This window comes from Paenibacillus allorhizoplanae (assembly GCF_927798215.1).
Lineage (GTDB): Bacteria > Bacillota > Bacilli > Paenibacillales > NBRC-103111 > Paenibacillus_E > Paenibacillus_E allorhizoplanae.
Map to the genome: position 1 here is coordinate 97595 of NZ_CAKMMW010000012.1, position 22959 is coordinate 120553.

Annotated in this window: 19 protein-coding genes and 1 riboswitch; of the genes, 13 read left to right on the plus strand and 6 right to left on the minus strand. The window is 46.0% G+C overall.

Features of this window, described 5'->3' with window-relative positions; genetic code table 11:
• Positions 1-15 precede the first annotated feature (15 nt).
• Positions 16-2316, minus strand: coding sequence for a helix-turn-helix transcriptional regulator (locus L6I86_RS19735; RefSeq protein ID WP_236289852.1), 2301 nt, complete (start codon positions 2314-2316; stop codon positions 16-18).
• Positions 2317-2593: 277 nt separating this feature from the next.
• Here L6I86_RS19735 and L6I86_RS19740 point away from each other — a divergent pair, with 277 nt between their 5' ends.
• From L6I86_RS19740 to L6I86_RS19755, 4 genes are read left to right on the plus strand one after another with little or no spacing between them, the layout of a single operon-like run.
• Complete coding sequence (locus L6I86_RS19740) at positions 2594-3541, plus strand: ABC transporter permease (RefSeq protein WP_236289854.1); 948 nt, start codon at positions 2594-2596, stop codon at positions 3539-3541.
• 14 nt (positions 3542-3555) lie between these two features.
• Positions 3556-4458: a carbohydrate ABC transporter permease gene (locus tag L6I86_RS19745; protein WP_236289856.1), complete on the plus strand. Its 903-nt coding sequence runs from the start codon at positions 3556-3558 to the stop codon at positions 4456-4458.
• 34 nt (positions 4459-4492) lie between these two features.
• The gene (locus tag L6I86_RS19750) at positions 4493-6133 is read left to right on the plus strand and encodes a type 2 periplasmic-binding domain-containing protein (protein ID WP_236289858.1); all 1641 of its coding nucleotides are present in this window, start codon (positions 4493-4495) and stop codon (positions 6131-6133) included.
• 26 nt (positions 6134-6159) lie between these two features.
• Complete coding sequence (locus L6I86_RS19755; protein ID WP_236289860.1) at positions 6160-7017, plus strand: MBL fold metallo-hydrolase; 858 nt, start codon at positions 6160-6162, stop codon at positions 7015-7017.
• 43 nt (positions 7018-7060) lie between these two features.
• Here the strand turns inward: L6I86_RS19755 and L6I86_RS19760 are convergent, their stop codons facing one another.
• Positions 7061-8503 (minus strand): MFS transporter, encoded by a 1443-nt coding sequence (locus tag L6I86_RS19760; RefSeq protein ID WP_236289861.1) that lies wholly within the window; start codon positions 8501-8503, stop codon positions 7061-7063.
• A gap of 290 nt (positions 8504-8793) precedes the next feature.
• Positions 8794-8944, plus strand: a riboswitch (cyclic di-AMP (ydaO/yuaA leader).
• A gap of 191 nt (positions 8945-9135) precedes the next feature.
• On the opposite strand from L6I86_RS19760, the gene L6I86_RS19765 reads away from it, so the two are divergent.
• The 4 genes from L6I86_RS19765 (at position 9136) to L6I86_RS19780 (ending at position 13461) form a co-directional block, all read left to right on the plus strand.
• Positions 9136-10971, plus strand: coding sequence for an APC family permease (locus L6I86_RS19765; RefSeq protein WP_236289863.1), 1836 nt, complete (start codon positions 9136-9138; stop codon positions 10969-10971).
• Between the two features lie 45 nt (positions 10972-11016).
• Positions 11017-11277: a YqkE family protein gene (locus L6I86_RS19770; RefSeq protein ID WP_236289865.1), complete on the plus strand. Its 261-nt coding sequence runs from the start codon at positions 11017-11019 to the stop codon at positions 11275-11277.
• A 29-nt stretch (positions 11278-11306) separates the two neighbouring features.
• Positions 11307-12284, plus strand: coding sequence for a polysaccharide deacetylase family protein (locus tag L6I86_RS19775; protein WP_236289867.1), 978 nt, complete (start codon positions 11307-11309; stop codon positions 12282-12284).
• 112 nt (positions 12285-12396) lie between these two features.
• Positions 12397-13461 (plus strand): polysaccharide deacetylase family protein, encoded by a 1065-nt coding sequence (locus L6I86_RS19780; protein WP_236289869.1) that lies wholly within the window; start codon positions 12397-12399, stop codon positions 13459-13461.
• A 60-nt stretch (positions 13462-13521) separates the two neighbouring features.
• On the opposite strand, the gene L6I86_RS19785 is transcribed toward L6I86_RS19780, so the two are convergent.
• Positions 13522-13737 (minus strand): hypothetical protein, encoded by a 216-nt coding sequence (locus L6I86_RS19785; RefSeq protein ID WP_056612196.1) that lies wholly within the window; start codon positions 13735-13737, stop codon positions 13522-13524.
• A 150-nt stretch (positions 13738-13887) separates the two neighbouring features.
• Here L6I86_RS19785 and L6I86_RS19790 point away from each other — a divergent pair, with 150 nt between their 5' ends.
• On the plus strand, positions 13888-15300 hold the full coding sequence (locus L6I86_RS19790; protein ID WP_236289871.1) for a hypothetical protein: 1413 nt from the start codon (positions 13888-13890) through the stop codon (positions 15298-15300).
• Between the two features lie 349 nt (positions 15301-15649).
• Here L6I86_RS19790 and L6I86_RS19795 read toward each other — a convergent pair whose 3' ends face one another.
• Entirely contained in the window at positions 15650-16021 is a 372-nt protein-coding gene (locus L6I86_RS19795; RefSeq protein WP_236289872.1) for an iron chaperone, read from the minus strand.
• Positions 16022-16391: 370 nt separating this feature from the next.
• Here L6I86_RS19795 and L6I86_RS19800 point away from each other — a divergent pair, with 370 nt between their 5' ends.
• The 3 genes from L6I86_RS19800 to L6I86_RS19810 all read left to right on the plus strand — a co-directional run bounded on the left by L6I86_RS19800 (position 16392) and on the right by L6I86_RS19810 (position 18353).
• Positions 16392-17171, plus strand: coding sequence for a sporulation protein (locus L6I86_RS19800; RefSeq protein ID WP_236289874.1), 780 nt, complete (start codon positions 16392-16394; stop codon positions 17169-17171).
• A gap of 181 nt (positions 17172-17352) precedes the next feature.
• A complete protein-coding gene (locus L6I86_RS19805) occupies positions 17353-17934 on the plus strand; it encodes an NUDIX domain-containing protein (RefSeq protein ID WP_236289876.1) in 582 nt (193 codons plus the stop codon).
• Positions 17931-18353, plus strand: a complete 423-nt coding sequence (locus tag L6I86_RS19810; RefSeq protein ID WP_236289878.1) for a DUF1284 domain-containing protein — start codon at positions 17931-17933, stop codon at positions 18351-18353. The genes L6I86_RS19805 and L6I86_RS19810 overlap by 4 nt, the downstream gene beginning before the upstream one ends.
• 148 nt (positions 18354-18501) lie before the next feature.
• On the opposite strand, the gene L6I86_RS19815 is transcribed toward L6I86_RS19810, so the two are convergent.
• Entirely contained in the window at positions 18502-19149 is a 648-nt protein-coding gene (locus tag L6I86_RS19815; protein WP_056612215.1) for an SOS response-associated peptidase, read from the minus strand.
• A gap of 127 nt (positions 19150-19276) precedes the next feature.
• Complete coding sequence (locus tag L6I86_RS19820; protein ID WP_236289880.1) at positions 19277-20389, minus strand: GGDEF domain-containing protein; 1113 nt, start codon at positions 20387-20389, stop codon at positions 19277-19279.
• Between the two features lie 153 nt (positions 20390-20542).
• Between L6I86_RS19820 and L6I86_RS19825 the strand changes: the two genes are divergently transcribed.
• A complete protein-coding gene (locus L6I86_RS19825; protein WP_236289883.1) occupies positions 20543-22744 on the plus strand; it encodes an ATP-binding protein in 2202 nt (733 codons plus the stop codon).
• Positions 22745-22959: the final 215 nt, after the last annotated feature.

A 22959-nucleotide genomic window follows, 5' to 3' on the forward strand; every position in this document is an offset into this window, starting at 1 on the left:
TAGCCGTTGTACCCACTAACTATAGCGATTGGATCGATACTGGCTTGGAGACACGCCTTCACGTTTGCGAAAAGCTCGCGAAAAATTATTCTCATCCACAAACCCAACCTGCTCAACAATTTCCTTAATGGAAAGGTGGGTGGTTTCGAGTAACTCTTTTGCTTTCTCAATGCGAATTTTCGAGACATATTGCATCAAAGGAAGACCATTTTTGTTTTTAAAATAGCGTGTGACATAGGAGGGTGTTAAAGACAGCTCTTCAGCAACTGTGGAGAGACTGAGATTATAGTCCATATAATGCTGGGAAACGTGCTCTAACATGGATGCATATAAGCGATTATTATTGGCATCTTCTCCTAAACTGTCTTGTATGCTGCGTGCAGCATCAAGCAGATTGGCGCAAGCCTCGGCAACGGTTTTGGATTGGAATTCGGCTAGGGATTCCAGTTTATATTTGATCGCTTCGCGATGGGATAGCGGAATATTATTGACGAGTTGGTTCAAGGTAAAAATGATTTGTTGAAACGTTAGGCGGAATGTAGGCGCGTCCTCCAGCCGAGTAAAACTTTCTTCCATCTCATGAATTAATAGTTGCAGATGCTCGGAGCTCTTGGAGCAGACCGCCGCATGGAGAGCTTCCGCAAAATCGGAAATTTGCTGCTTATCGATCGTCGTATTCTCAATTTTTTGCTGAGACCACTCAGTTGGGGTGATGATAGACTGTTTACCAGCAAAAATCCGATATTCAGCAAGCGATGTTGCCGAGTTGAAAGATTGATGCAAGTCATTCGTAGGTTGAGGTTCACCTACCATACAGGATAATGAGAGGGCAAAATGCCTATTCATGAACGCGATGATCTGCTCGGAAAAAGCACGACTGCGAGCTTCCCATTGATCTGCAAATTCGTTATTCCACGAAACAATGCCTACAATTCCATTATCGATAGCCAAATCAAGTGCATAATTGACGCCGTGCACACCTGATAAATTTTCCAAAACGTTGCAAATGGTATATTTCATCAACCACTGTTCACTAAGAGGCTCTTTACTTACCTTTGAATTGTAATCATCAAAAATAATGACAAGTACACTGCTTGTATGCCGTGTATCAAATAGTTGATGAAGGGCACTTCGGTTATCTTGCGTCGTATTGTCTACGTTCAATTTCCCCATTAATACCGCGAGCAGTAACTGGTTCCTCGTTAAAACCTCTTGATTATGCATCATATTGGACAAATGGATGCTCTCATCTCTCATCTGCTCGATATAGCGAGTCAGTTGGTCTAATTCATCGGTATTGCCTTTCGTCAACTTGTCCGATGGCAAGGTAGGGAAACGGTTAGATAACTCTTGGATCGGTTGATAACTCTTGCGTGCAGACCTGAAACAAAGCACAATCCCTAGAGCAAGCGATATGAGAAATATGGTTAGGGAAATCGTGAGTGCCACATCATATTCGCGAAAATAGTCACTACGACGAATGGCGTTCACTACATGAATTTTCTGTTTCGATGACGTTTCCTGCAAGAATAGATAGCCGGGGATCCGTGCTTTCGAGTTTTGCGCTGCTCTTTCAAGTTCACTCCACGCTAGATCAGAAGATCCTTTTACATACAGAAAGGGCATATTGGATTGATCAAAGGCAATCAGGCTGCTGCCACTATCAATGGTTAGTTGGAAATTACTTACCAGGGCCGGATAGTTTAGTTTGTAGATCATAATCCCACTCGAAAAGGGTGTGCTGTCAAGCGGAACTAGAAGAAGCAGAACCTGTTCCTTGCCGTCAGGATTATTTTCATTGGCTAGTGAGGACAGAAGTATGGGTGATCTTAGTTGCCCCAATTTGCTCTCTAAAATTTCTGGCGAAATTCGGCCATCGCCGACGAGTCGGCTATAGCTCTCAGGTGAGTAAATTCCCGTATCGGTAAAAATCGTATTTTGAAGCGAGCTGTAGGCTGTGTTTCGATAGAACAAACCAATGGAATCAAGATCAGCAGACAGCGCCTTTAATTTTTCAAGTTCATCGGCAATTAAATACGGATATTGTAATGATTCTTGTAATTGATAGGGAAGCAGTTTGGTATCCCGTGACAAGGTTAAAGTCAATTTCTGTAGGTCTAATATGCGTGTATCCAGCAAACTGGTCGTATTGGCCATAGATCGATGGGTATTATCCATCAGCCGATTATAGGTATTTGATAGCGAGATGATATTGGTCACTAAGAATAATAGACCGGTTACGGCCAGAATCAGAAGATGCCCAAGAAGAAATTTTCGATAGAGCTTGGACTGAATCGCTTTCCGCAAAATAAACACATCCTCTGGTCGAATAGGTCTTGATTTCTTACGAGTATATAAATTTTGCGCTATGTTATCAATTCATGGCAGGCAAAAAGCTGAAAATTGACTAGGTATTGAGAAAAATGCAGGGTGCCATTTATGCGCTGAAACCATTTTTTGCTGTGAAAAGCCGATTATCAATTGTTGTCGGAGGTTCCAAACTTACGTATACTCGGAGCCATAGGAACCGATTCAGGCGCCGAATCGATTCTGAGTGTCAACTTTTCTATCGTTCGACGAAGGAGGCAGCTATATGACTGCGAAGACCAAGGCTGCACATGCACCCCTACCTAGGTCTAACAAAAAAAGGTTTGGGTTGCAAAACAATTGGGATTATCTCATCTTTGTTATCCCGGTTGTCCTTTATTTTCTTATTTTCTGCTACGGACCTATGTATGGTGTACAACTGGCATTCAAACGCTTCAATCCGATTCACGGAATCATGGGCAGTCCTTGGATTGGTTTGGATAACTTTGAAAGGCTTTTCAATTCATTTCAGTTTTATCGCATTGTTAAGAACACGCTGGTCATCAATCTATTTAAAACGCTGATCAGTTTTCCCATTCCGATTATGCTTGCCCTCATGTTCAATGAGATGAGAAAAGAGAGATTGAAGAAGACGCTTCAGACGATCACTTATGCACCGTACTTCATCTCGACTGTCGTCTTTGTCGGCATTATCAATTTATTTCTCGGCGGGGAAAATGGGTACTTGAATCATTTGCTGGGGATGATCGGAATCGATTCGATTCCTTTTTTGACTAATCCTGACTACTTCCCTGGTGTCTATATCGGTTCTGACATCTGGCGGAATAGCGGTTGGAATTCCATTATTTTTATCGCTGCGTTAGCTGCCGTAGATCCCCAGCTTCATGAATCTGCGCAAATCGATGGGGCTAGTCGGTGGAAGCGGATGATTCATGTGAATCTGCCGTGTATTATGCCAGTCATTGTCATTCAATTTATTTTACTCATGGGGAAAATGATGACTCTCAGCTACGAGCGTATTCTTCTTATGCAAAATAGCTTGAATATGGAAACCTCAGAGGTCATTTCCACTTATGCTTACAAGACAGGTCTAATCAATATGGATTATGGATTCTCTACCGCTGTGGGCCTCTTTAACAATGTCATCAACATCATTTTGCTGCTTGCGGCCAACAAGATTGCCAAACGATATAGCAGCAGCAGTCTGTTCTAAAAGGAGAGGTGAACATGGAGGTCGTGTCCCACAAAATTCGAGAGTCTAACGGAGATCGGATTTTTCTGGCGATTACTTATGTACTTATCGGGATTCTTGTGTTAATTGTGCTTTACCCGCTGATCTATGTCGTTAGTGCCTCATTCAGTGATCCCAAACTGGTGATTGCCGGTAAGATAGGACTGATCCCGAGCGGATTCAACGTGGAAGCCTATCGACGGGTATTTACGAATACGGAAATATGGATTGGCTATAGAAATACACTGCTCTACACGACCATAGGAACGTTAGTTAATATTTCATTGACCATGATGGGGGCCTATCCGTTGTCACGCAAAAATTTTCGATGGCGTCGCGGGCTTATGATATTCTTCACCATTACGATGTTTTTCAGCAGCGGTATGATACCGATGTATCTGCTCGTTAAGAATTTGGGACTTTATAATTCGATGTGGGCATTAATATTGCCAACGGCGATCAGTGTATACAATATGATTGTTGCTAGGACGTTCTTGGAAACCAACATTGATGAACAACTCTATGAATCGGCCTATATGGATGGCAGCGGCAACATCAGATCGTTTTTCTCCATTGTGCTGCCCCTGAGTGCGCCGATCATGGCTGTTCTTGTATTATTTTATGCCGTGTATCATTGGAATTCCTATTTCGAGGCGATGATCTATTTGAAGGAACGTTCGCTTTATCCGCTGCAGCTCTTCCTGCGGGAAATTCTAGTGATGAATCAGTCGGATAACGTGATGATGGATTCGATTGAGATGGATACAAGCAAATTTCTAGTTGCGGAAGGTGTCAAATATGCCGTTATTATCGTATCCAGTGGACCCATTCTTATGCTGTATCCATTCCTTCAGAAGTATTTCGTTAAAGGGATGATGATTGGTGCGCTTAAAGGTTAATGTGATTAATAATGAAGGAGATGACTAACGAAATATGAAAAGAAAATTAGTCTTGCTGACAGCTGCCATGCTGATTACATCGATTCCAGTACTAAGCGCTTGCAGCGATAAAGATAAAGGTGCAGAGCCTGTTGCAACTGGTGCAGCGAATAAAGAGGCGAATATCAATAAAACAGGTATGCCAATTGCAAAGGAGCCAGTTCAATTGAAAGGGCTGGTCTCCAAATATGAGCTGGTCAAGGATTGGAACGAGCATAAAGGCTTGAAAAATTATGAAGCGAAATCGAATGTCATCATTAAATGGGATACGGTACCGCAAAATGCCTTTGATGAGCGCAGAAATCTAATGTTTGCCTCCAATGATCTGCCAGACTTTGTCATGCGGGCGAATTTGTCGCCGCAATTAATTACGTCTTACGCAGCAGCGGGTCAGATTATCCCGTTGGATCCTTTGATTGAGGCTGGCTATGCGCCGAATCTGGCAGCGCTTATGAAAGAAAATGACGGTATTCGCAAATCGATTACTTCGGCTGATGGCCATATTTATTCGCTTCCGAATATTAGTGAAGCAGATGGACGTATTTCTTCCTCGTGGATTAATAAGAAGTGGTTGGACAAGCTTGGGCTTCAAATGCCGACAACAATGGACGAATTTTATAAGGTGTTGAAAGCCTTTAAAGAACAGGACCCTAACGGGAATGGCAAAGCAGATGAAGTTCCGATCTCAGGGTACAAAGAGGGCAATAAGAACTACGGTGATCAATTTATTAAATCGTTCTACGGCAGCTGGGGATTCGGAGGGAACTCCGGGATCATCGCTCCCTTTATGGATGTTGATAACCAGGGCAAAGTTCGGTATATCGCAACGGACAATACCTTCAAAGACATGATTACTTTCTTTAACAAGCTTTGGCAGGAAGGATTAATCGATAAAGAAATTTTATCACAGGATATGAAGCAGGAAATCGCGAAGGTTGATGATGAACGTGTCGGCTATGTAGCGAAGGGCAACAACAATTTGTGGATGGGCAAAAATCGAAATAATTACGTCCAGAACCCTGTCCTAAAAGGCATCGACGGTAAAGTGTATTGGACGGGCATCTCCCCGAAAGTTCGGGATTTAGGTTCATTCGTGATTACGAACAAAAACCCGAATCCGGAAGCAACACTGCGCTGGGGAGATTATTTCCTGAGCGAAGAAGGGACGGCTCTGGCTCGACTTGGTATCGAAGGTGTTACTTATACGATCGGCAGTGATGGATTTTATAAGCTGAAAGACGAATTTGCCAAAAATCCGAACGGACTTACGGTGGATGAGGCGCTCTCCGAATATACGATTTTCCAAGGTGGCGGCATTCCTCAGCGCGTGACGCAAAAGGTTGATCAAAGTGCTGCTGTTCTACCAGAAATGATTGCCAATAAAGATGTTATTCGTCCTAATTTGGTGCCTGAAGCGAAGTTGATGATTCCTACTTTTACCGAAAAAGAGAATATTGAATTAAGCTCATATGCAACGGATATTGAAGCTTATGCAGATGAGAATATTGTTAAATTTATTACTGGCGCTAAACCGCTTAGCGAATGGGATAAATATGTAAGCACGTTAAATAAAATGCAGCTTGATAAATATCTAGCGATCTATCAAGCAGCTTATGACCGCTGGAATCAGAAGTAATCAGCGTATAGAAGGAGGGACTCACGATGAGATTTTACGGCACAAGCGCAGCCGAAGGAATACCGAATCCATTCTGCCTCTGTTCTGTTTGCAGCCATGCGCGCAAGGCAGGAGGGGCAGAGATACGCCGCCGTTCGATGTTCCGAATCAATGAGCAAATGTGTATTGATTTGGGCGCGGATTCTTTTCAACAAGCAATCGAATACGGCGACTTTACCAAGCTTCAGCATGTCTTAGTGAGTCATACCCATGAAGACCATTTCAACTATATGATGATGAATGTTCGAAATATGTCGATAGAACGATTGAAGGAGCCGCTGCATTTCTACTTTACAGATCAAGCCTACGAAATCGTTGAGTTCTATCGTCAAAGCCGACCGATCATGAAAGGCATGACCTCCGATTTGGAAGCGCGCGGCGTAGTGGCTTTTCATAAGCTTGAGTTTAACCAATCCGTTACCATTTGCGGCATGAAAGTAACGCCGCTACGTGGGAATCACTTGGGTAATATGGGGGAGAGCTGTGCGAACTATTTGATTCAGAACGAGGATGGCCAGAAACTTTACTATGGCGTAGATACAGGCTGGTATTTGCCAGAAACGTTCAAGTTGCTTGAAAATGCTTCACTTGATGTGTTGATTAGTGAATGCACCTTTGGACTAACTAGCGGACGCGGTCTTCATCCAAACGGCCATTTGGACGCCTTTAGCTGTATGGAGCTATTTCACAAACTGTTAGCGCAAGGGACGTTACATGCCAACTCTCGTATTTATCTTACTCATATTAATCACTTTACCTCTACACATGCAGATCTAGTAGGCTGGATTCAGGAACAGCAATTCCCATGCCCGATCACGGTCGCATGGGATGGGATGATCATATGATTAAAAACGCGCACCGATAACGTATCGGTGCGCGTTTATGCTTTTATTCAGTTGCGGTTGCAGCCACAACTGGGCTTCCTACCGACTCCGTTGTGACGACTCCCATATGCCTCTTTTTTGCATAGCTTCTGTATAGAATCGAGCTTCCTATCGTTAAAAGCGCAACCACCGCCATCCCCCAGATGAGGTTGTCAAAAGCACGTTCGAGCGGCAGTGATTTCTGCCAGACCAGCGCACTACCCGAGAGTGCCACGGCGAACGCACCGCTAAAAAATTGCAGCAATTGGAACAACCCCATGCCTGATCCGATGCGATCTGTCGTCAATTGACGGGACAGCTCATTGGATACAGCGCTGGACAGTGTCGTGAAGCTGATGCTGACCAAGATATAAAGCGCGGCAATCCAGTAGTAGGAATAGCTGGCAGTGAGGGCAAGCCCTACGGTTGAAACTAGCATCAACCATGGTACGTAGCGGAGTAACGCCGTATTCCCATAGCGGTCAATAATGCGACCCACACGGTTGGAGACGAGCATAGCCAACAAAGCGCCAGGGAAGAGCAATAGTCCCGAAGTAAGTGGAGCTAAGCCGAAAACCCGCGCAAGCATCTGGGGCGCTAGGAACAGGAAGCCGAAGCTGATCATGTAGGAAAACACGCCGATTGCGCCGAGCGACATATAAGGTCTATCACCGAATAGGGCAGGCAGCACGAATGGTTGTGAGACTCGGCGAATTCGCAGCGCGAATAAGGCAATTGCAAGTATACCTACTAAGAGTGCTACGAGACTTTTGGAAGTAAGGAAGAGCAGTAACCCCGTCGTCCCAATCCCGAGCAGCAAAGCACCGATGAAATCGAACGAGCCGCTTGCTGGTTTTTCTTTTGGGAGTAGGATGAGAAAGATAGGAATAAGCAGCAGCGTGACCCCTGTAATGACGAATAGGAAATGCCAGCCCAGGTACTGAACAATGGATCCGCCTGCGACCGGACCTAGGCCCAAGCCAAGTGAAGCCGCGGAAAGGATGAGCGACATGGCTCTGCCTCTACGAGACAACGGAATGTAGCGGGTGACGAATACGATACCCAGCGAGGGAATCGCGCCTGCGCCAGATGCTTGAATCAGCCTTGTAAGCAGCAACAGTCCGAAGCTGTCCGTGAACAGCCCTAGAATGGAGGCGCCGCCTAGCGAGAGCAGGGCAATGACGTAGAGCCTGCGAATAGGCACGAAGTCGGATAAGCGGCTATAGGTGATCGAGGCGATGGCGAAAATGATCGAATATCCCGTAACAATCCACGATGCCGTAGAGGGGCTGAGTTCAAATTGTAAGGAAATCTTGGGCAGAGCCAGATTGAACATCATCGTGTTCATGATGACAAGTACAATCGTAAAGCAGAGCAACCAGGAGACAGGCGTTTCTCGTAAGCGGCCAGGCATCTCAGGTTGAGCGTGTGTTGTTCCTTGAGCTGAAGAGGTTGCGTTGTCTGACATGGTACACCTTCCGATCTAAACTATAATATATTTTGTGACAGTTTAGCATGACGGGTAGCATGTGTCAATGAATTGACCCTGTTCGCACGAAACAGTAAAATTGGTGGATTGCAACCTTGCTGTTTAGTCAAAATACCACGATTACCTACGAGAATGGAAGATAATCAACGAATCAGGTAAATGTAAGCGAATTATTGGGTGAAACGTGAGGTCGGATAGAGCTTTTTACGTTTTTTCCCTCCTTTACTATGTTGGTAGAAGAGAGTAGTATTCAACACGTACATGAACAGTTGAATATTTCGCTTAATTTTCTTTTAAGAAAAGCGGGGGAACCACGAGTAACATGGGGTGAATAAGGGTACGGATACGAGTACCTTTTAGGGCAGATTTCTCGCGGCCCGAACCCGGCAGCTAACCTCGTAAGCGAACGTGAGAAAGGAGAACATGTGTTCAAAACACAAGGTCTATCCTTGTGTTTTTTTGCGTCCATTTTTCAAAAATATAGGACTATAGGTTTCACACAGTAAGTTGGCTATATTTCTAGATAAACGCTCCCTTTTTTTAAAGGAAGGCGTAGCCGTTTATTGTGTGAGATGAGTGAAATTAGCTTTAATTGGAGGAACAACTGCGAAATGACAAGTGATTCATTGAAAAAAATTGTGTTCGGTAAGCCGCTAAAGTCCAGTGAGATTGAGTCGGAGAAAATGCCAGTCTGGAAAGCCCTCCCTATCTTGTCGTCAGATGCCTTATCATCCGTATCGTATGGGACGGAGCAAATTCTGTTAGAGCTCGCGACAGTAGGGGTTGCTGCGTTTGCCTTCTCGTTGCCGATTGCGGTTTCGATTATCGCTTTGATTCTACTGCTCGTGCTCAGCTATAGACAGGTAATCGAAGCGTACCCGATGGGCGGCGGCGCTTATATGGTGACAAAAGAAAATTTAGGCATGGTGTGGGGACGTCTTACCGGTGTCTCTCTGCTAATCGACTATACCTTAACCGTAGCCGTTTCGATATCGGCTGGTGTCCAGGCAATTACGTCTGCTTTTCCATCGGCTGTACCGTACATTGTTCCGCTGACCATTTTACTAGTTTGGATTATGGTCTGGTTGAATTTACGAGGTACCTCCGAATCAGGAACGGTATTCGCGATTCCAACGTACTTTTTCATTCTTTGTATCCTTTTGTTAGTGGGTAAAGGTATTTTCGATTTACTGACAGGATCTATGAATACGCATGCGATCGAATTCGCACCAAGCGCAGCGACGAACTCATTAACCTTATTCGTACTTCTCAAAGCATTCTCGTCTGGTTGTTCAGCTGTAACGGGGATCGAAGCGATCTCCGATGCCGTGCCCCATTTTAGAACGCCATCTGTCAAAAATGCCAAACGAACACTTCTCTCGTTAGGTGGCCTGTTGGCCATCGTCTTCGGTGGTGTAACGTTGATTGCCTTAGGGTATGGCGTGGCACCGGATCATAACGGTCATACATCGGTTCTTTCGATGGTGACGGAACAAGCCTTTGGCCGAGGTGTTATGTATTACGCGACGCAAATCGCGACAATGCTAATCTTGGTGTTAGCTGCAAATACAAGCTTTAATGGCTTCCCGATCTTGGCGTCCATCATGGCCCAAGACAAAAACTTCCCGCGCATGTTTTCCTTCCGTGGGGATCGACTTTCGTATCACTATGGCATTATTACGCTAGGCGTTTTAGCCAGCCTGCTATTGATTGGCTTTAAAGGTAAAACCGATGCACTTATTCCGCTTTATGCGATTGGCGTATTTTTATCTTTTACACTTGCTCAGACGGGTTTGGTTCGTAAATGGCTCAAAGAGCGCGTATCTGGCTGGATCGGAAAGGTGATCATTAACGGCCTGGGCGGTATCGTCTCCCTTGCAGTTCTTATCATTTTCTCAGTTACCAAGTTTAGCGAGGGTGCTTGGATTGTCATTATCATTACACCGATACTCCTCTGGCTCATTACGAAAATCAGTCACCATTACGACGACGTAGCCAAACAGCTGCGGATTGATATCACACAAGACCGTGTGTGCACCAAAGAGCCGGTCATTATCGTGCCTGTAGCAGGGATTCATAAAGCTGTAGAGCAAACCCTGAACTATGCCAAATCGCTCTCGCCTAACGTCATCGCGTTCTATGTATCCTTCTCGGATGAGGACGAAGAATCGATGCAGGAGAAGTGGCAGATCTGGGATCCAGGTGTTCGACTTGTTGTGTTCAAATCACGATACAGAACGATTCTGAAGCCGCTGGCTGAATTTATTGATCGCATCGACACCCACGTGTCAGAGAAGCAGTCGATCATGGTTATTCTCCCGCAATTCATGCCGAAGAAATGGTGGCACCGTCTGCTCCATAATCAATCTGCGGCGCGGATTCGTTCGAAGCTTCAAGCCGATAAGGATATCGTTGTTGCAACAGTGCCGTATCATTTACACCAATAGAAGTGTACAATAATAGGGAGAACTTGTAGACGAGGTGACCTTATTATGGTGAAAAAGAAAGCAAAGATTACGCCAGCTACGGCTAGCGTGCAAGATAAACCTGCAACGCTGAAAGATCTGCTGCGTCCAGAAATTTTGGAAGGGCTCAAAGCCCAGGCTGACGCGATGAAAGCGGAAGAGCAAGCGAAGAAGGATGCAGAGAGAGCTAGGGTAGAAGCAGCTCGCAAGGCGGAAGAGAAGCGTCTTGAGAACGATTTTGCCTATCAGCTGGAGAAAAGTAAATTAGACTGGCGGAAACATAAATGAGGGGGCGCACGATGTGCCTCCTTTTCTTTATGAGTGCGATGATAACGCTTGCAGGGTGTGGGGTGGAGCCGAGTGCTGAGGGTGTGGAAATGGCGGTTGCATCTACATCTGCTGGTACTACAACATTGACACCAATACCAACGCTTGCACCATCTGCCGTACCACCTGCGAACACGACATTAACAACGCCAATGAGTAATTCGATCGTATCACCTGTTGCAACGTTATCCTTCCATCCATCATCCGAAAGTCCAACCGTTAAAACGGTAGATATTGAGGCGGACCCAGCCTTCGCTTCGGTGGAACAATCATTGATCGCCCGTTATGCCTCTGTGAGTCCAACGAAGTGGGGAGAACGTGTCCCCGGTGTGAAAACACGCTTACATACGAAGGACAAAGTAATTGCCCTCACCTTTGATGCCTGCGGCGGGAAGGAAGGCAGTGACTATGATGAGAAGTTGATCCAGTATTTGATTCAGGAGCAGATTCCAGCTACGTTATTCATCAATGCAAGATGGATAGCTGCGAATCCGTCTACCTTTCAAGATCTGGCATCGAACCCTTTGTTTGAGATCGAAAATCATGGCACCGAACACCGCCCCTTATCTGTAACAGGCAAGCCAGCCTACGGTATTGCGGGTACGAAGAACGTCAAAGAAGTTATTCATGAAATGAAGGATAATGCGGATCAGATAGAGAAGCTGACGGGGAAAAGGCCCTTATTTTTCCGTTCGGGTACGGCATTTTACGATGAGATTGCGGTATCCGTTGCGCATGATTTAGGGTTCGAGCTAGCGGGATACTCCGTGCTTGGCGATGCGGGAGCGACGTATAACACGGAGCAAGTGTACAACGCCATATCGAAGGCTCCGAGCGGGTCTATCGTCCTTGCGCACATGAATCATCCCGAGAAGGATACCGCCGAGGGTGTCATCAAAGCGATACCGCAGCTGCGTAAATTAGGCTATAACTTTGTACTGCTTGCCGCTTTGGAACTTATCGAATAATAGGAGGAAGTAATGTAATAAATAGTTTACAAGAAAGCGTTTTCATGATACTATCTTCGTAATTTATTATCATCTCATCTACGGGGTTGTTGTCAGCATGAATAGACTGAATTTGCAAAATCCAACGAATTTGGCGTTTACTGTTCTTTTGTTTTCTAGCTTTTTATTTTGCCTCTATTTAGTCATACCTGCAACTTCGCCGAAGTCCTTGGAGCAGACTATTAGTCCAGAACAAGTAATAAGCGAAGAACAGCGTACGCCTTCTTATGAACAGTTTGCAGAACCCGTTGCAATAAAAGAGGTAAAACAAGAGGTTAAGCCAGTCGTACAGCAACTAGAACTCGAAACGCAACAACAACCGGGGCAGCGTCAAGTAAATGCGCTAGCTTTTGACCAAGCAGATTATGGTAAACAAAAGGTTCATTATACCGACAAAGTCATCGTACTCGCCTATCATCACATTGATGAAAAAGAAAACGGAATTACAATTTCCCCCAAAAGATTTAAAAGTCACCTGCAAAGGTTGAAGAAAGAAGATTACAATGTCATCTCCATGGAACATTTTCTGCATTTCATGAAGGGGGAGGCTAAGGTTCCCCAAAATGCGGTTGTCATCACGTTTGATGATGGCTATGAATCCTTTTATACCCACGCGTATCCTGAACTACTTAACTTTGGTTTCCATGCTACTAAATTTATCGTTGTTGATTCTATAGATCATCCTAAGGCACCGCGTCTAACATGGGATCAGATGAGAGAAATGAAGCAGAACGGGATGAGTTTTTACTCTCATACGTACGATCACCATGACAAAGTCAAGGCGGGTTCTGGGAATACACTTATGCCAATGCTTACAAATCCCATTTATTTGGAAAATGAAAAAAGAATTGAAACGGACGATGAATATCGAAAGAGAATTAAACAGGATCTGCTAAAGGCTGAAAACCGTATCGAGGAAGAGTTAGGACCGCAGTATCGTCTACTTGCATTTCCTTTTGGTTCCTATAATGAAACGGTCATTGGGGTAGGAAAGGAAGTGGGAATTGAACTTTTCTTTACGACCAAAGAGGGGATCAATACCATAGGAAGTAATGAGATTTATAGAATCCATGCAGGTACATCGTATATGTCAGAAGATGATTTGATGTGGCGAATGAAGTTATATCATAAAAAGTAAAGTGAAACTATAGCTGGGAGCCGCATTGAAGCGGCTTCTTTTTTGTTCGCCAACAGTATCCTATCTTTTTTTCATCTCAAAAAACTCACAAGCTGCCCGATCATAATAGGTCAAATCGCTGACGCGCGTTTGCACAACGACTGTCGTATCACTGAAACGTAGAACAACCGCATTGGAATCGACAATATGGTCATCCTTAAAAATGCGAACAACACCCTGTCGGTCAATGACCTCCTGAAAATCTGAATCCGTATGCAAACGTTGATTCCTTGCCATATATGAATAATCCCCTTACCTCATTAAAATAGTTCTTTTTATTGTACCACAAGGTGACGAAATGCCCGAATTTAGACGAACGCCTACGCCTAGCCGAGCATAGAATGTAGCACCAATTGTTGCTTGGGCTGAGAGGGTGTGTGGTGCAGGATGGATATTCAACTTTTACCGATTCATTGGGTCTATTTAGTGTTTATTGGTTTCATTCTTACGCTTCTTGTTAAACGAAGAGATACGACGATGATTTGTGTGGTGGGTATTTTTACACTAGGGTTGTTAGCGACGGAAACGTTGAGCGGCTCTGTATCGGGTGTGTTTAACAGCTTTATTTATGCAACCAAAGAGTTAATGGGGACGATTATGATCATTTCCATTATCGTGGCCATGAGCCGCGTCTTAATTCGCACAGGGATTAATGAAACGATGGTGGCGCCACTGACCAAATTTCTGAGAACGCCAGCGTTAGCCTTCTGGGGTATCGGCATCATTATGATGGTGACATCCTGGTTTTTTTGGCCTTCACCTGCGGTTGCGCTGATTGGTGCTGTGCTGTTGCCCGTCGCTGTTCGCGTTGGCTTGCCGGCACTCGGTGCCGCGATGGCGATGAACCTCTTCGGACATGGGATTGCGCTATCGGGGGATTACATTATTCAAGGGGCTCCCAAATTGACAGCGGATGCAGCTGGCTTACCGGTATCCTCCGTAATGGAAGCGAGTATTCCGCTCGTCATTGTGATGGGGCTTGTTACGACGATAACAGCTTTCTGGCTGATGCGGCGCGATATGAAGAACGGCAAGTGGCGCAGCGGACTTATTGATAGCCGTTTAGAGGAAAGCGGCGGGCTTGTTCCTGTTGATGAAGAGAGCAAACTGCTGATTAGAGAGCGTTTGAAACGGAGTCTAGCTATTGCAATTCCCGTGCTGTTCGCTCTAGATGTTATTGCGATGTTCGTCTTGAATTTGCAAGGCGGTGATGCAACCGCTCTCGTGGGTGGTACCGCGGTGTTTATCTTAATCGCAGTCACCTTAATCGCTCACCGAAATGCTGGCGTGGAGAAGATCACTTCCTATTTAATAGAAGGCTTTGTGTTCGGCTTCAAAGTCTTCGGTCCCGTCATTCCGATTGCGGCCTTCTTCTATCTAGGTGACTCCGCGATCACGGATCTTTTCGGCAAAATATTGCCAGAAGGTTCACACGGTATCGTGAACGACCTAGGCGTGGCACTCGCAGGTGTCGTGCCGCTCAATGGAGCCATTGGTGCCGTGACGTTAACCGTCGTCGGCGCTATTACCGGCCTCGATGGTTCCGGCTTCTCGGGTATTTCCTTGGCGGGCTCCATCGCGCAGCTGTTCGCGACCGCCATTGGCTCTGGCGCAGCGGTGCTGACCGCGCTTGGGCAAGTTGCTGCCATCTGGGTCGGCGGCGGTACCTTGATCCCGTGGGCGCTTATTCCGGCCGCAGCGATCTGCGGCGTGAGTCCGTTCGAGCTTGCGCGGCGGAATCTGAAGCCCGTGCTCTTCGGCTTAGCCGTGACAACGATCGTGGCGATGTTTTTGGTTTAGGCAGCGGGCGGAGAAGGAACCGAACGAATGGGAAGGGCCCGAGGCCATGTATGTGGCGGAGGGCTCTTCTTTTTTTAACCTCTAAATTACCCTAGTTCGTGTTGTGCATACAGCTGTGACACATGTGAAATGCAATAATACAACCTTTTATATCAAATTAACCACTCTATCTGATATGTGTGCAAAAAGGCAACAATTTCTGCCTTCATTTGGCTAAATAGCATCGTTCGCTCCAAAAGGTTGCCTCTTCGCATCAATTCGTCTTTACTCCACCGTTTGCTCCGAAAAAAGATGCCTTTTCGCATCTTTGACCATAGCTAAGCTGGCACTTAGTAAATGTAGAATAATACTATTTCCGCCAAAAAGTTGAACACTCTGCCTTATCCGCCACATTAAACGCGATCATTTTCTCAAGTAATGAATAATCAACCGGACTATTCCACTTGATACGCACCAACTCCTTCGTGTGATCGTAGCCAGCTTGTACAATATCATCCGCGAACTGAAGAATGCCTGCCTTTTCAGGGGCAATAGCCAAATGGGGTTTGGCTACGCTAAACCCAATAATAAATGTGCCATGGTCGGTAAACATAGGCTGATTCCATGCGATTTTTGGCTCTAAATTCGGGAACTTCTCAGATACCCAAGTCAAAACTTCTTCCGTTCGATCCCGATGTTGTGGGTGATCGATACGCCCTAAAAACTCTGCAAAAACTTCCATGGTATTCCCTCCTAAATTGACATACATATTCCTATTATTAAGCCCAAAATCGTTTAAATCATCATTGGATTTCAACGTGTTTGTTGAGATCGTTAAACCTGAGCGAATCGCCATCAAACATGATGTGTTCCCCCATTTTCAGGCGACAGCACGTGTTGTGGATCTGGATGGGAAGACCAAACTTACATACCAAGTATGACAAAGGAATAGATGTCATTAGGATACCACAAAACGGAATTACAAGCCCCAATTCACGGCGGCTGAAAAGGAGGAATTATCCAGTTGCAACCATTTTTGTATTAAACATATGAAACCACTTGGGCCTCAAATCGTATCATGAGTATATGAATGACAAGGAGGAAATTTACACATGTCTATGTTCAAGCGCATGCTCGCGAGCGTCGGGATCGGCGCGGCCCAAGTAGATCTCATGCTCCATCAAGATACGGTGAATGCCGGGGAAATAATCAGTGGCGTCGTCAGAATTCAAGGGGGGCGCGTGGATCAGCAAATCACTGATGTGTACGCCTTCGTTATGACGCGTTACCTGAAGGAGCAGAACGATACAAAGACGCAAATAGAAGCTCCTGTGGCTAAGTTCCAGCTTACTGGGGAATTTACCGTCCAGGCAGAGCAAGTATATGAGTTCCCTGTCTCGTTCCAGCTCCCCAACAATACCCCAGCGACCTTGGGAAGAACCCCTGTGTGGATTCAAACGGGACTTGATATTAAAGAAGCGATTGATCCGAAGGATCAAGATCAGCTTCAAGTAAGACCACATCCACATTCCGAGGTTGTGCTGGAGGCTGTCAATGAACTCGGTTTTCGACTCCGTGAGGTGACATGCGAATATGCGCCAGCTATTGGTAGAGAAATTGGATTGCCTTTCGTTCAAGAATTCGAATTCGTCCCCACCATGCAATTCCGGGGCCAACTGGATGAATTAGAAATCATCTTCTTCCCGGACGAGGACGGCGTCGATTTGCTGCTGCAGATTGATCGCAAAGCGCGCGGGTTAGCCGGCCTATTTGCCGAAGCGACGGGTACGGATGAAAGATTTGTAAGGGTGCGATTCGACCGTAATCAACTAAATTCCGGCGCTAGCTACGTTGCTGATGAATTAGCTGAATTGATTCGCAGGTACTTATAAGATTTTATAGATATCATAATAATCTTAGCGTTAAGAAGCCTTTCCCGTTGTGGAGAGGCTTCTTTTTTTCCCGGTCAAATGACCAGCAAACCCATTAATATAGGGTTGCCTATTGTCCATCTTTCGCAGTATCCTTGCATATAGATGATTAGACGATGAATGACCAAGGGAGCTGAGAGAGATGGAAGCCAAATTTTGCATGAGCTGCGGAGCTGCCATGGAGACGCGTGATGTGGATGGAACGGAGAGACGGGCCTGCACAGCGCCAGAATGTAGTTTTGTTCATTGGGGCAACTACAGCATCGGTGTCGGTGCGCTTGTGATGAAGGATGAGAAAATATTACTTGTGCGCAGAGCGCAAGAACCAGGGAAAGGCCGCTGGACAAACCCTGGCGGCTATATTGAGCAGCATGAATTGATTCAAGATACAATTGTACGAGAAGTATTGGAAGAATCCGGCGTCGAGGCATCCGTCTCACGACTGGTTGCTGTACGCGATCTGCCGAGAAGCATACATAATGTGTACATTGCCTTCGAAATGTCCTACATTAGCGGAATACCTCAGCCGGATGGCGTCGAAGTAGATGCGGCAGGCTTTTATAGTCTGGAAGAAATGGCTTCTATGCCAGTGGCAGATTTCACGAAGTGGCTCATTGATGTTGCCTTGCATGCCAAAGGGGATGGTCTTATTGAGGATAAAGAACCTGTTATTCCGATGGCTGGCTATGGATTGTACCGTGTGCCCAAGGTTAACAACGTATGATCCAACTTCGCGGACATCACTTGCTCTGTTTGTTAGGCTACCGCGGAATGGGGTATTCCCCAGCGTTTTGTGAAAATATGACGACGGTCTATGAGCAGCTGCGCACAGAGCCTGAGACGATGATTCGCGTTGTGCTCGGACCTGACGATCTGTGCGCTGCGTTTCCGCAGGATGAAGTTGCGCATTGCGAGAATCGGACGGTGTACCATCGGGATGCAGAGATTGTTGCCAAGCTCGGCTTGGAGGTGGGGATGGAGCGGACTTGGTCTACCATTTGCGGTCAAGTAGCCCTTGAAGTAAAGCCGACAGATATTAGCAATCTCTGTGCGACATGCCGTTGGGAGCCTTACGGCGTTTGTGCAGATGGCGTTCGTATTATAGGGGAAGGTGGCGCATTGCCGCCTGTTCCGAAGAAATAAAAGGACCTGCGCGTAAGCGCAAGTCCTTTTTTCTCCACATAAGAATTAATAAGGTTCCGGAACTCGGAAGAACTAATTCTTATTGGCGATAAAAACTACATTTAAAACGCGGTCGCACATCTTCGAAGTACTTCGATAGAAGTTTTTCTCATACAAAAATACTGACATCCGAGCCTATTTCCAGCTTCTCAGCTGGGGAAGAGAGAATGTTTGCGACCATCCGCATCTCATCGATGGGATGTAGATAAGATCTTAACTGGCGACTATCCTTCTGGTCAGGCTGCAGCCACTTCTCCATCTGTTCCTCATCAAGAATAGCTGGCATGCTTGCGTGGTACGGCGAGACAACGGAGTTGGATTCCGTCATTAGCATCATGCACGTGCGAAGTTCCTCTCCCCCTGAAGGGGCTTGCCAAATGTCGTACAGCCCAGCAATGCCGAACGTGCCGCTCCGCATTTTGAAACGAATCCACTCCGTCTCCTTACCTTCCGTTCGCCCCACGTAGAAACTGCTGCAGGGGATGACACAACGTTGTTTTTTGACAATGCGCTCGAACACGATATTGGAGAAAATGGAATTGCGATCACCGCATACAGCATCCTTCGCCCAGAAAGGCATCAAACCCCAACGGAATTCATCTAATATACGTTCTCCCTTGCGATTGATCATCACGGCAGATACAGATTCAGTTGGGCGCACCTCATACCGATTGGAACTGTAGGATAAGAGCCGATCGACGCGGAATTGCTTCATAACTTCGTGGACATCAGCCAGAACGGCTATAGAATGACACATGATTATCACCTCATTTGATTTTGGTTAGTGTTTTCCTAAAGCAACCAATTCATGTATGAGGCTTAACACTTTTTTCCACGACAGCTCAAATGAAAAAACCAGCAGCACTTGGCTCCTGATTGTAAGGTTATTCGGCTATGGGCACTTGAATATCGGAAGCATGGACATGTATGCGGTTCTTACCGTTGCGTTTGGCCGTGTACAAGCATTCGTCGACAAGCTGGAACCATGCCTTTTTCATCGTATTCCGATTATAAGTCGCGAGTCCAATACTCATCGTCAGCTTCTGATCTGGCATTTCAGGGATGACGGTGTCGCGTATCGATTCCATAATTTCTTCGCAAATGGCTAGCACATCTTGATGTGATTTCCCAACGAACAATACCGCAAACTCCTCGCCGCCATAACGAAAGGACATATCATCTGGACCAAGCACTTCTTTAAGAATGGAGCCAATTGTTTTGAGAACAACATCCCCAACCCAATGTCCATAATTATCATTAATGAGTTTGAAATTATCTATGTCCATCAAGGCAAGTACTAAGGGTGTATCATGTGGCATATGTGAAATGAGGTGGTCCGTATGTTCTTGGAAAGAGCGGTGATTAAACAACTCCGTAAGTGCATCAACCTTGGAGAGGCGATCTATCATGACGTTGCGAATCAGCAAATCTTGCTCACGTATGACGGAGTGCCTAAGTTTGGCTAGCAGGTCGAGTCCACGGCTCATTATGGTAAAACAAAGCATTGAAATTGCAGTTAAGGTAGTCAGAGAGACGATAATTTCGTAAGGATTCGTTGTTAGTCCCAGTCCCTTCTGTATAAGCAATAGAATGAATAGACTCGCAACGCCAAGACTGTAGGCGAAAATCACATATTTTTTATGGAAATATATCGAGGCTAATAGAATCGGCATGCATAGCAGTTCATAGCTGCGTGTCATTTCAGGTATACAAAGGATGAATATACTAACCATAGTCATAGTCCATATGATCATGATAAACTCACTATAGTTCTTTAAAAAGTAGATGGCCAAATAGCCTATGCCCATAAGAAGTAGCTGTAATCCTGTAGGGTAAACTTGAAAACGAACAAAGCTATTAAACCAATTCGACGGCTGCTCATTAATTTCAAAGCTTAGAGCAATCGTAGCAGCTACTTCATAAATGATGAGGATCCACCATAACGTTAGAATGAGCTTTCGATTCCAAGTTGGATCATGTGCTGGAAATTGTTCCATCAGAAGGTGGCCACTTTCCTTTCAGGGCAGTAGGTGTCGAAATGATTTGTGCCTTATCCTGATATTGTAAAGAATAACCCCCTCTTTAGGCAAGCTATTAATGATGTTAATCGATTCGTTTTGAAAAAAATTATATAGTCATTGGGGAGGCCTATGACAGTTCTAGGGTATGTGCATGCATGGGAACATTATAAGGATGAGCTTCAACTGCTAGATAAGAAGCTGGAGCTTCTCTATAAGCGACGTCAAAAGCTTACACCTGATCCGCAAACGGATTCGTTCCGCGGGATGTTTGTGTCGGAGGATGAATTTATTCGTCTCATTGGCGGGTTTGGCAGTGAAGAAGAGATTGATGAGGACGAGCAAGACGTACTCGGTATGATAGAGCATCTAGAGAGTGCCATTGTAAGCCGCCTTGCAGAAAGCCGCAAGGGAGGTACATTTCTCCCGTTAGCCTATTTATCCACCGTTTTTGGCCTCTCATCTGTCGAAGAACGCATCGTTATGCTCGGGCTTGCCGTGGAATTAGATCGGAAATATGAGCGGATTTTTGGCTTTCTATTAGACGACTTAACTAGCAAAACACCGAATATTAGCATAGCGCTTCAAATTACTTGTACAACTCCGGAGGACATGAGGGCTGCGCGTACGACCTTTATGGCACCTGACGGCCGATTGGCTCGCTATGTGCTCCATCCAGACACGTTGATCGTTAGTGGGCAGACGCTGTTATCCAGACCTTTGCAGCTGGATAAACGGATTGTGACCTTTCTGCTGGATTCAGGCGAGCTAGATCCCAAGCTCAAGCCAGCTGTCGAGATTATTTACCCGGATGACGAGATCTCACCATTGCTTGTGCAGGAAGATTTCCAGCAGCGATTGCACGGGTTCATTACTGACATGTATCAAGCGCCAGCAGCGGAACGCAAACGGCTTGCCTTCCATCTCTGGGGGAATGCCGGTTCTGGCAAAAAGCTGCAAGTGAAGCATCTTAGCCGTTCCTTCCATAAGCCTCTGCTATTGGTGGACCTGGCTGATGTGCAGCTGCATGCGGCGAGCTTCGATGATCAGATTAGCGTTATTATACGCGAAGCAATTCTTCACCAAGCCATCCTGTGTTTCACACGGCTGGAGGTGCTTTACCCCGCAGAGCCAGACTTGGCTGCGCAGCAGCGGCTCGGGCGGTTCCATGAGCTGCTCGACGGCTATGGCGGCATGATCTTTCTCTTAGCCGGGCGATTCAACCGGCTAAGCTGGAAGCCCAAGGAGCGCCTGCTCCTTGAGCATGAACTTACCGTGCCTGACGAAGGCGGGCGCGAGCGCCTTTGGCGGGCATTTGCGCAGGAGATTGGCGCCGGCGCGGATGTGGACTATCGGGTGATGAGCGGGAAATTCCGCTTCACCCCGGGGCAAATACGCCGTGCGCTCTCGCTGGCGCGCGGGTACTCGACCTGGCAGGATGCAGCTGCCGGGGCTGGTACTTCGGGCGCGCTGCGCAGCGACGCGCTGTATAAGGCGTGCTACCAGCAGGTGCAGCACAAGCTGGAGCGCAAAGCGACGCGCATTGAGCCTCGCTATGGGTTTGGGGATGTGATCCTCCCACCCGAGCAGAAGGATCAGCTCCGCAACGCGTGTAACCAAGTGAAGTATCGCGGCGTCGTGTACAACGATTGGGGCTTCGAGAAGAAGCTGGCCTACGGCAAAGGGCTCAGCATGCTCTTCGCCGGTCCGCCGGGCACCGGGAAGACGATGTCGGCACAGGTCGTAGCCGGCGATCTGCAGCTTGAGTTGTATAAGGTTGACCTCTCGCAGGTGATCAGCAAATACATCGGTGAAACCGAGAAGAATTTGCACGAAATCTTTGAAGAAGCGCAGTTGAGCAACGCGGTGCTGTTCTTCGATGAGACGGATGCGCTTTTCGGTAAGCGTTCCGAAGTGAAGGATTCACACGATAAGTATGCGAATATTGAAACCGCGTATCTACTTCAAAAAATGGAAGAGTATCAAGGCATCACAGTGCTCGCTACTAATCTATTAAATAACATTGATGAGGCCTTTCTGAGGCGGATCAATTATGTCATTAAATTTCCGTTTCCGGATAGTGAATATCGGGAGAAAATTTGGCAGTCGATGTTTCCGCCAGCTGCACCGCTTAGCCATGATGTTGATTTCAAATATCTCGCACAGCGATACGAGATTGCAGGAGGGAACATCAAGAATGTCGTGCTCTCTTCTGCATTTTTGGCAGCGGAAGCGGGTGAATCCATCCGAATGCAGCATATTATCAAATCCATTCGGCATGAGCTGCAGAAATCGGGTAAAATCCTCGCTCGACAGGAGTGGGAGGATTACTAGAACAGTACGCAAAGGACGATCTTACAATTCTGTGAGATTGTCCTTTGTCGGTTCTATACACCGATTTTCAGCCAAATATCGCCATTTTCCGGGATGAAAAACATAAATAAATACGAGAATCCTATAGTCAACCTGACGGTTTACATTTATAATAGAAAAAGATACACAATGTGACATATTAAGCATCTTTTTTACAAGATTTATAGGTATTTAGA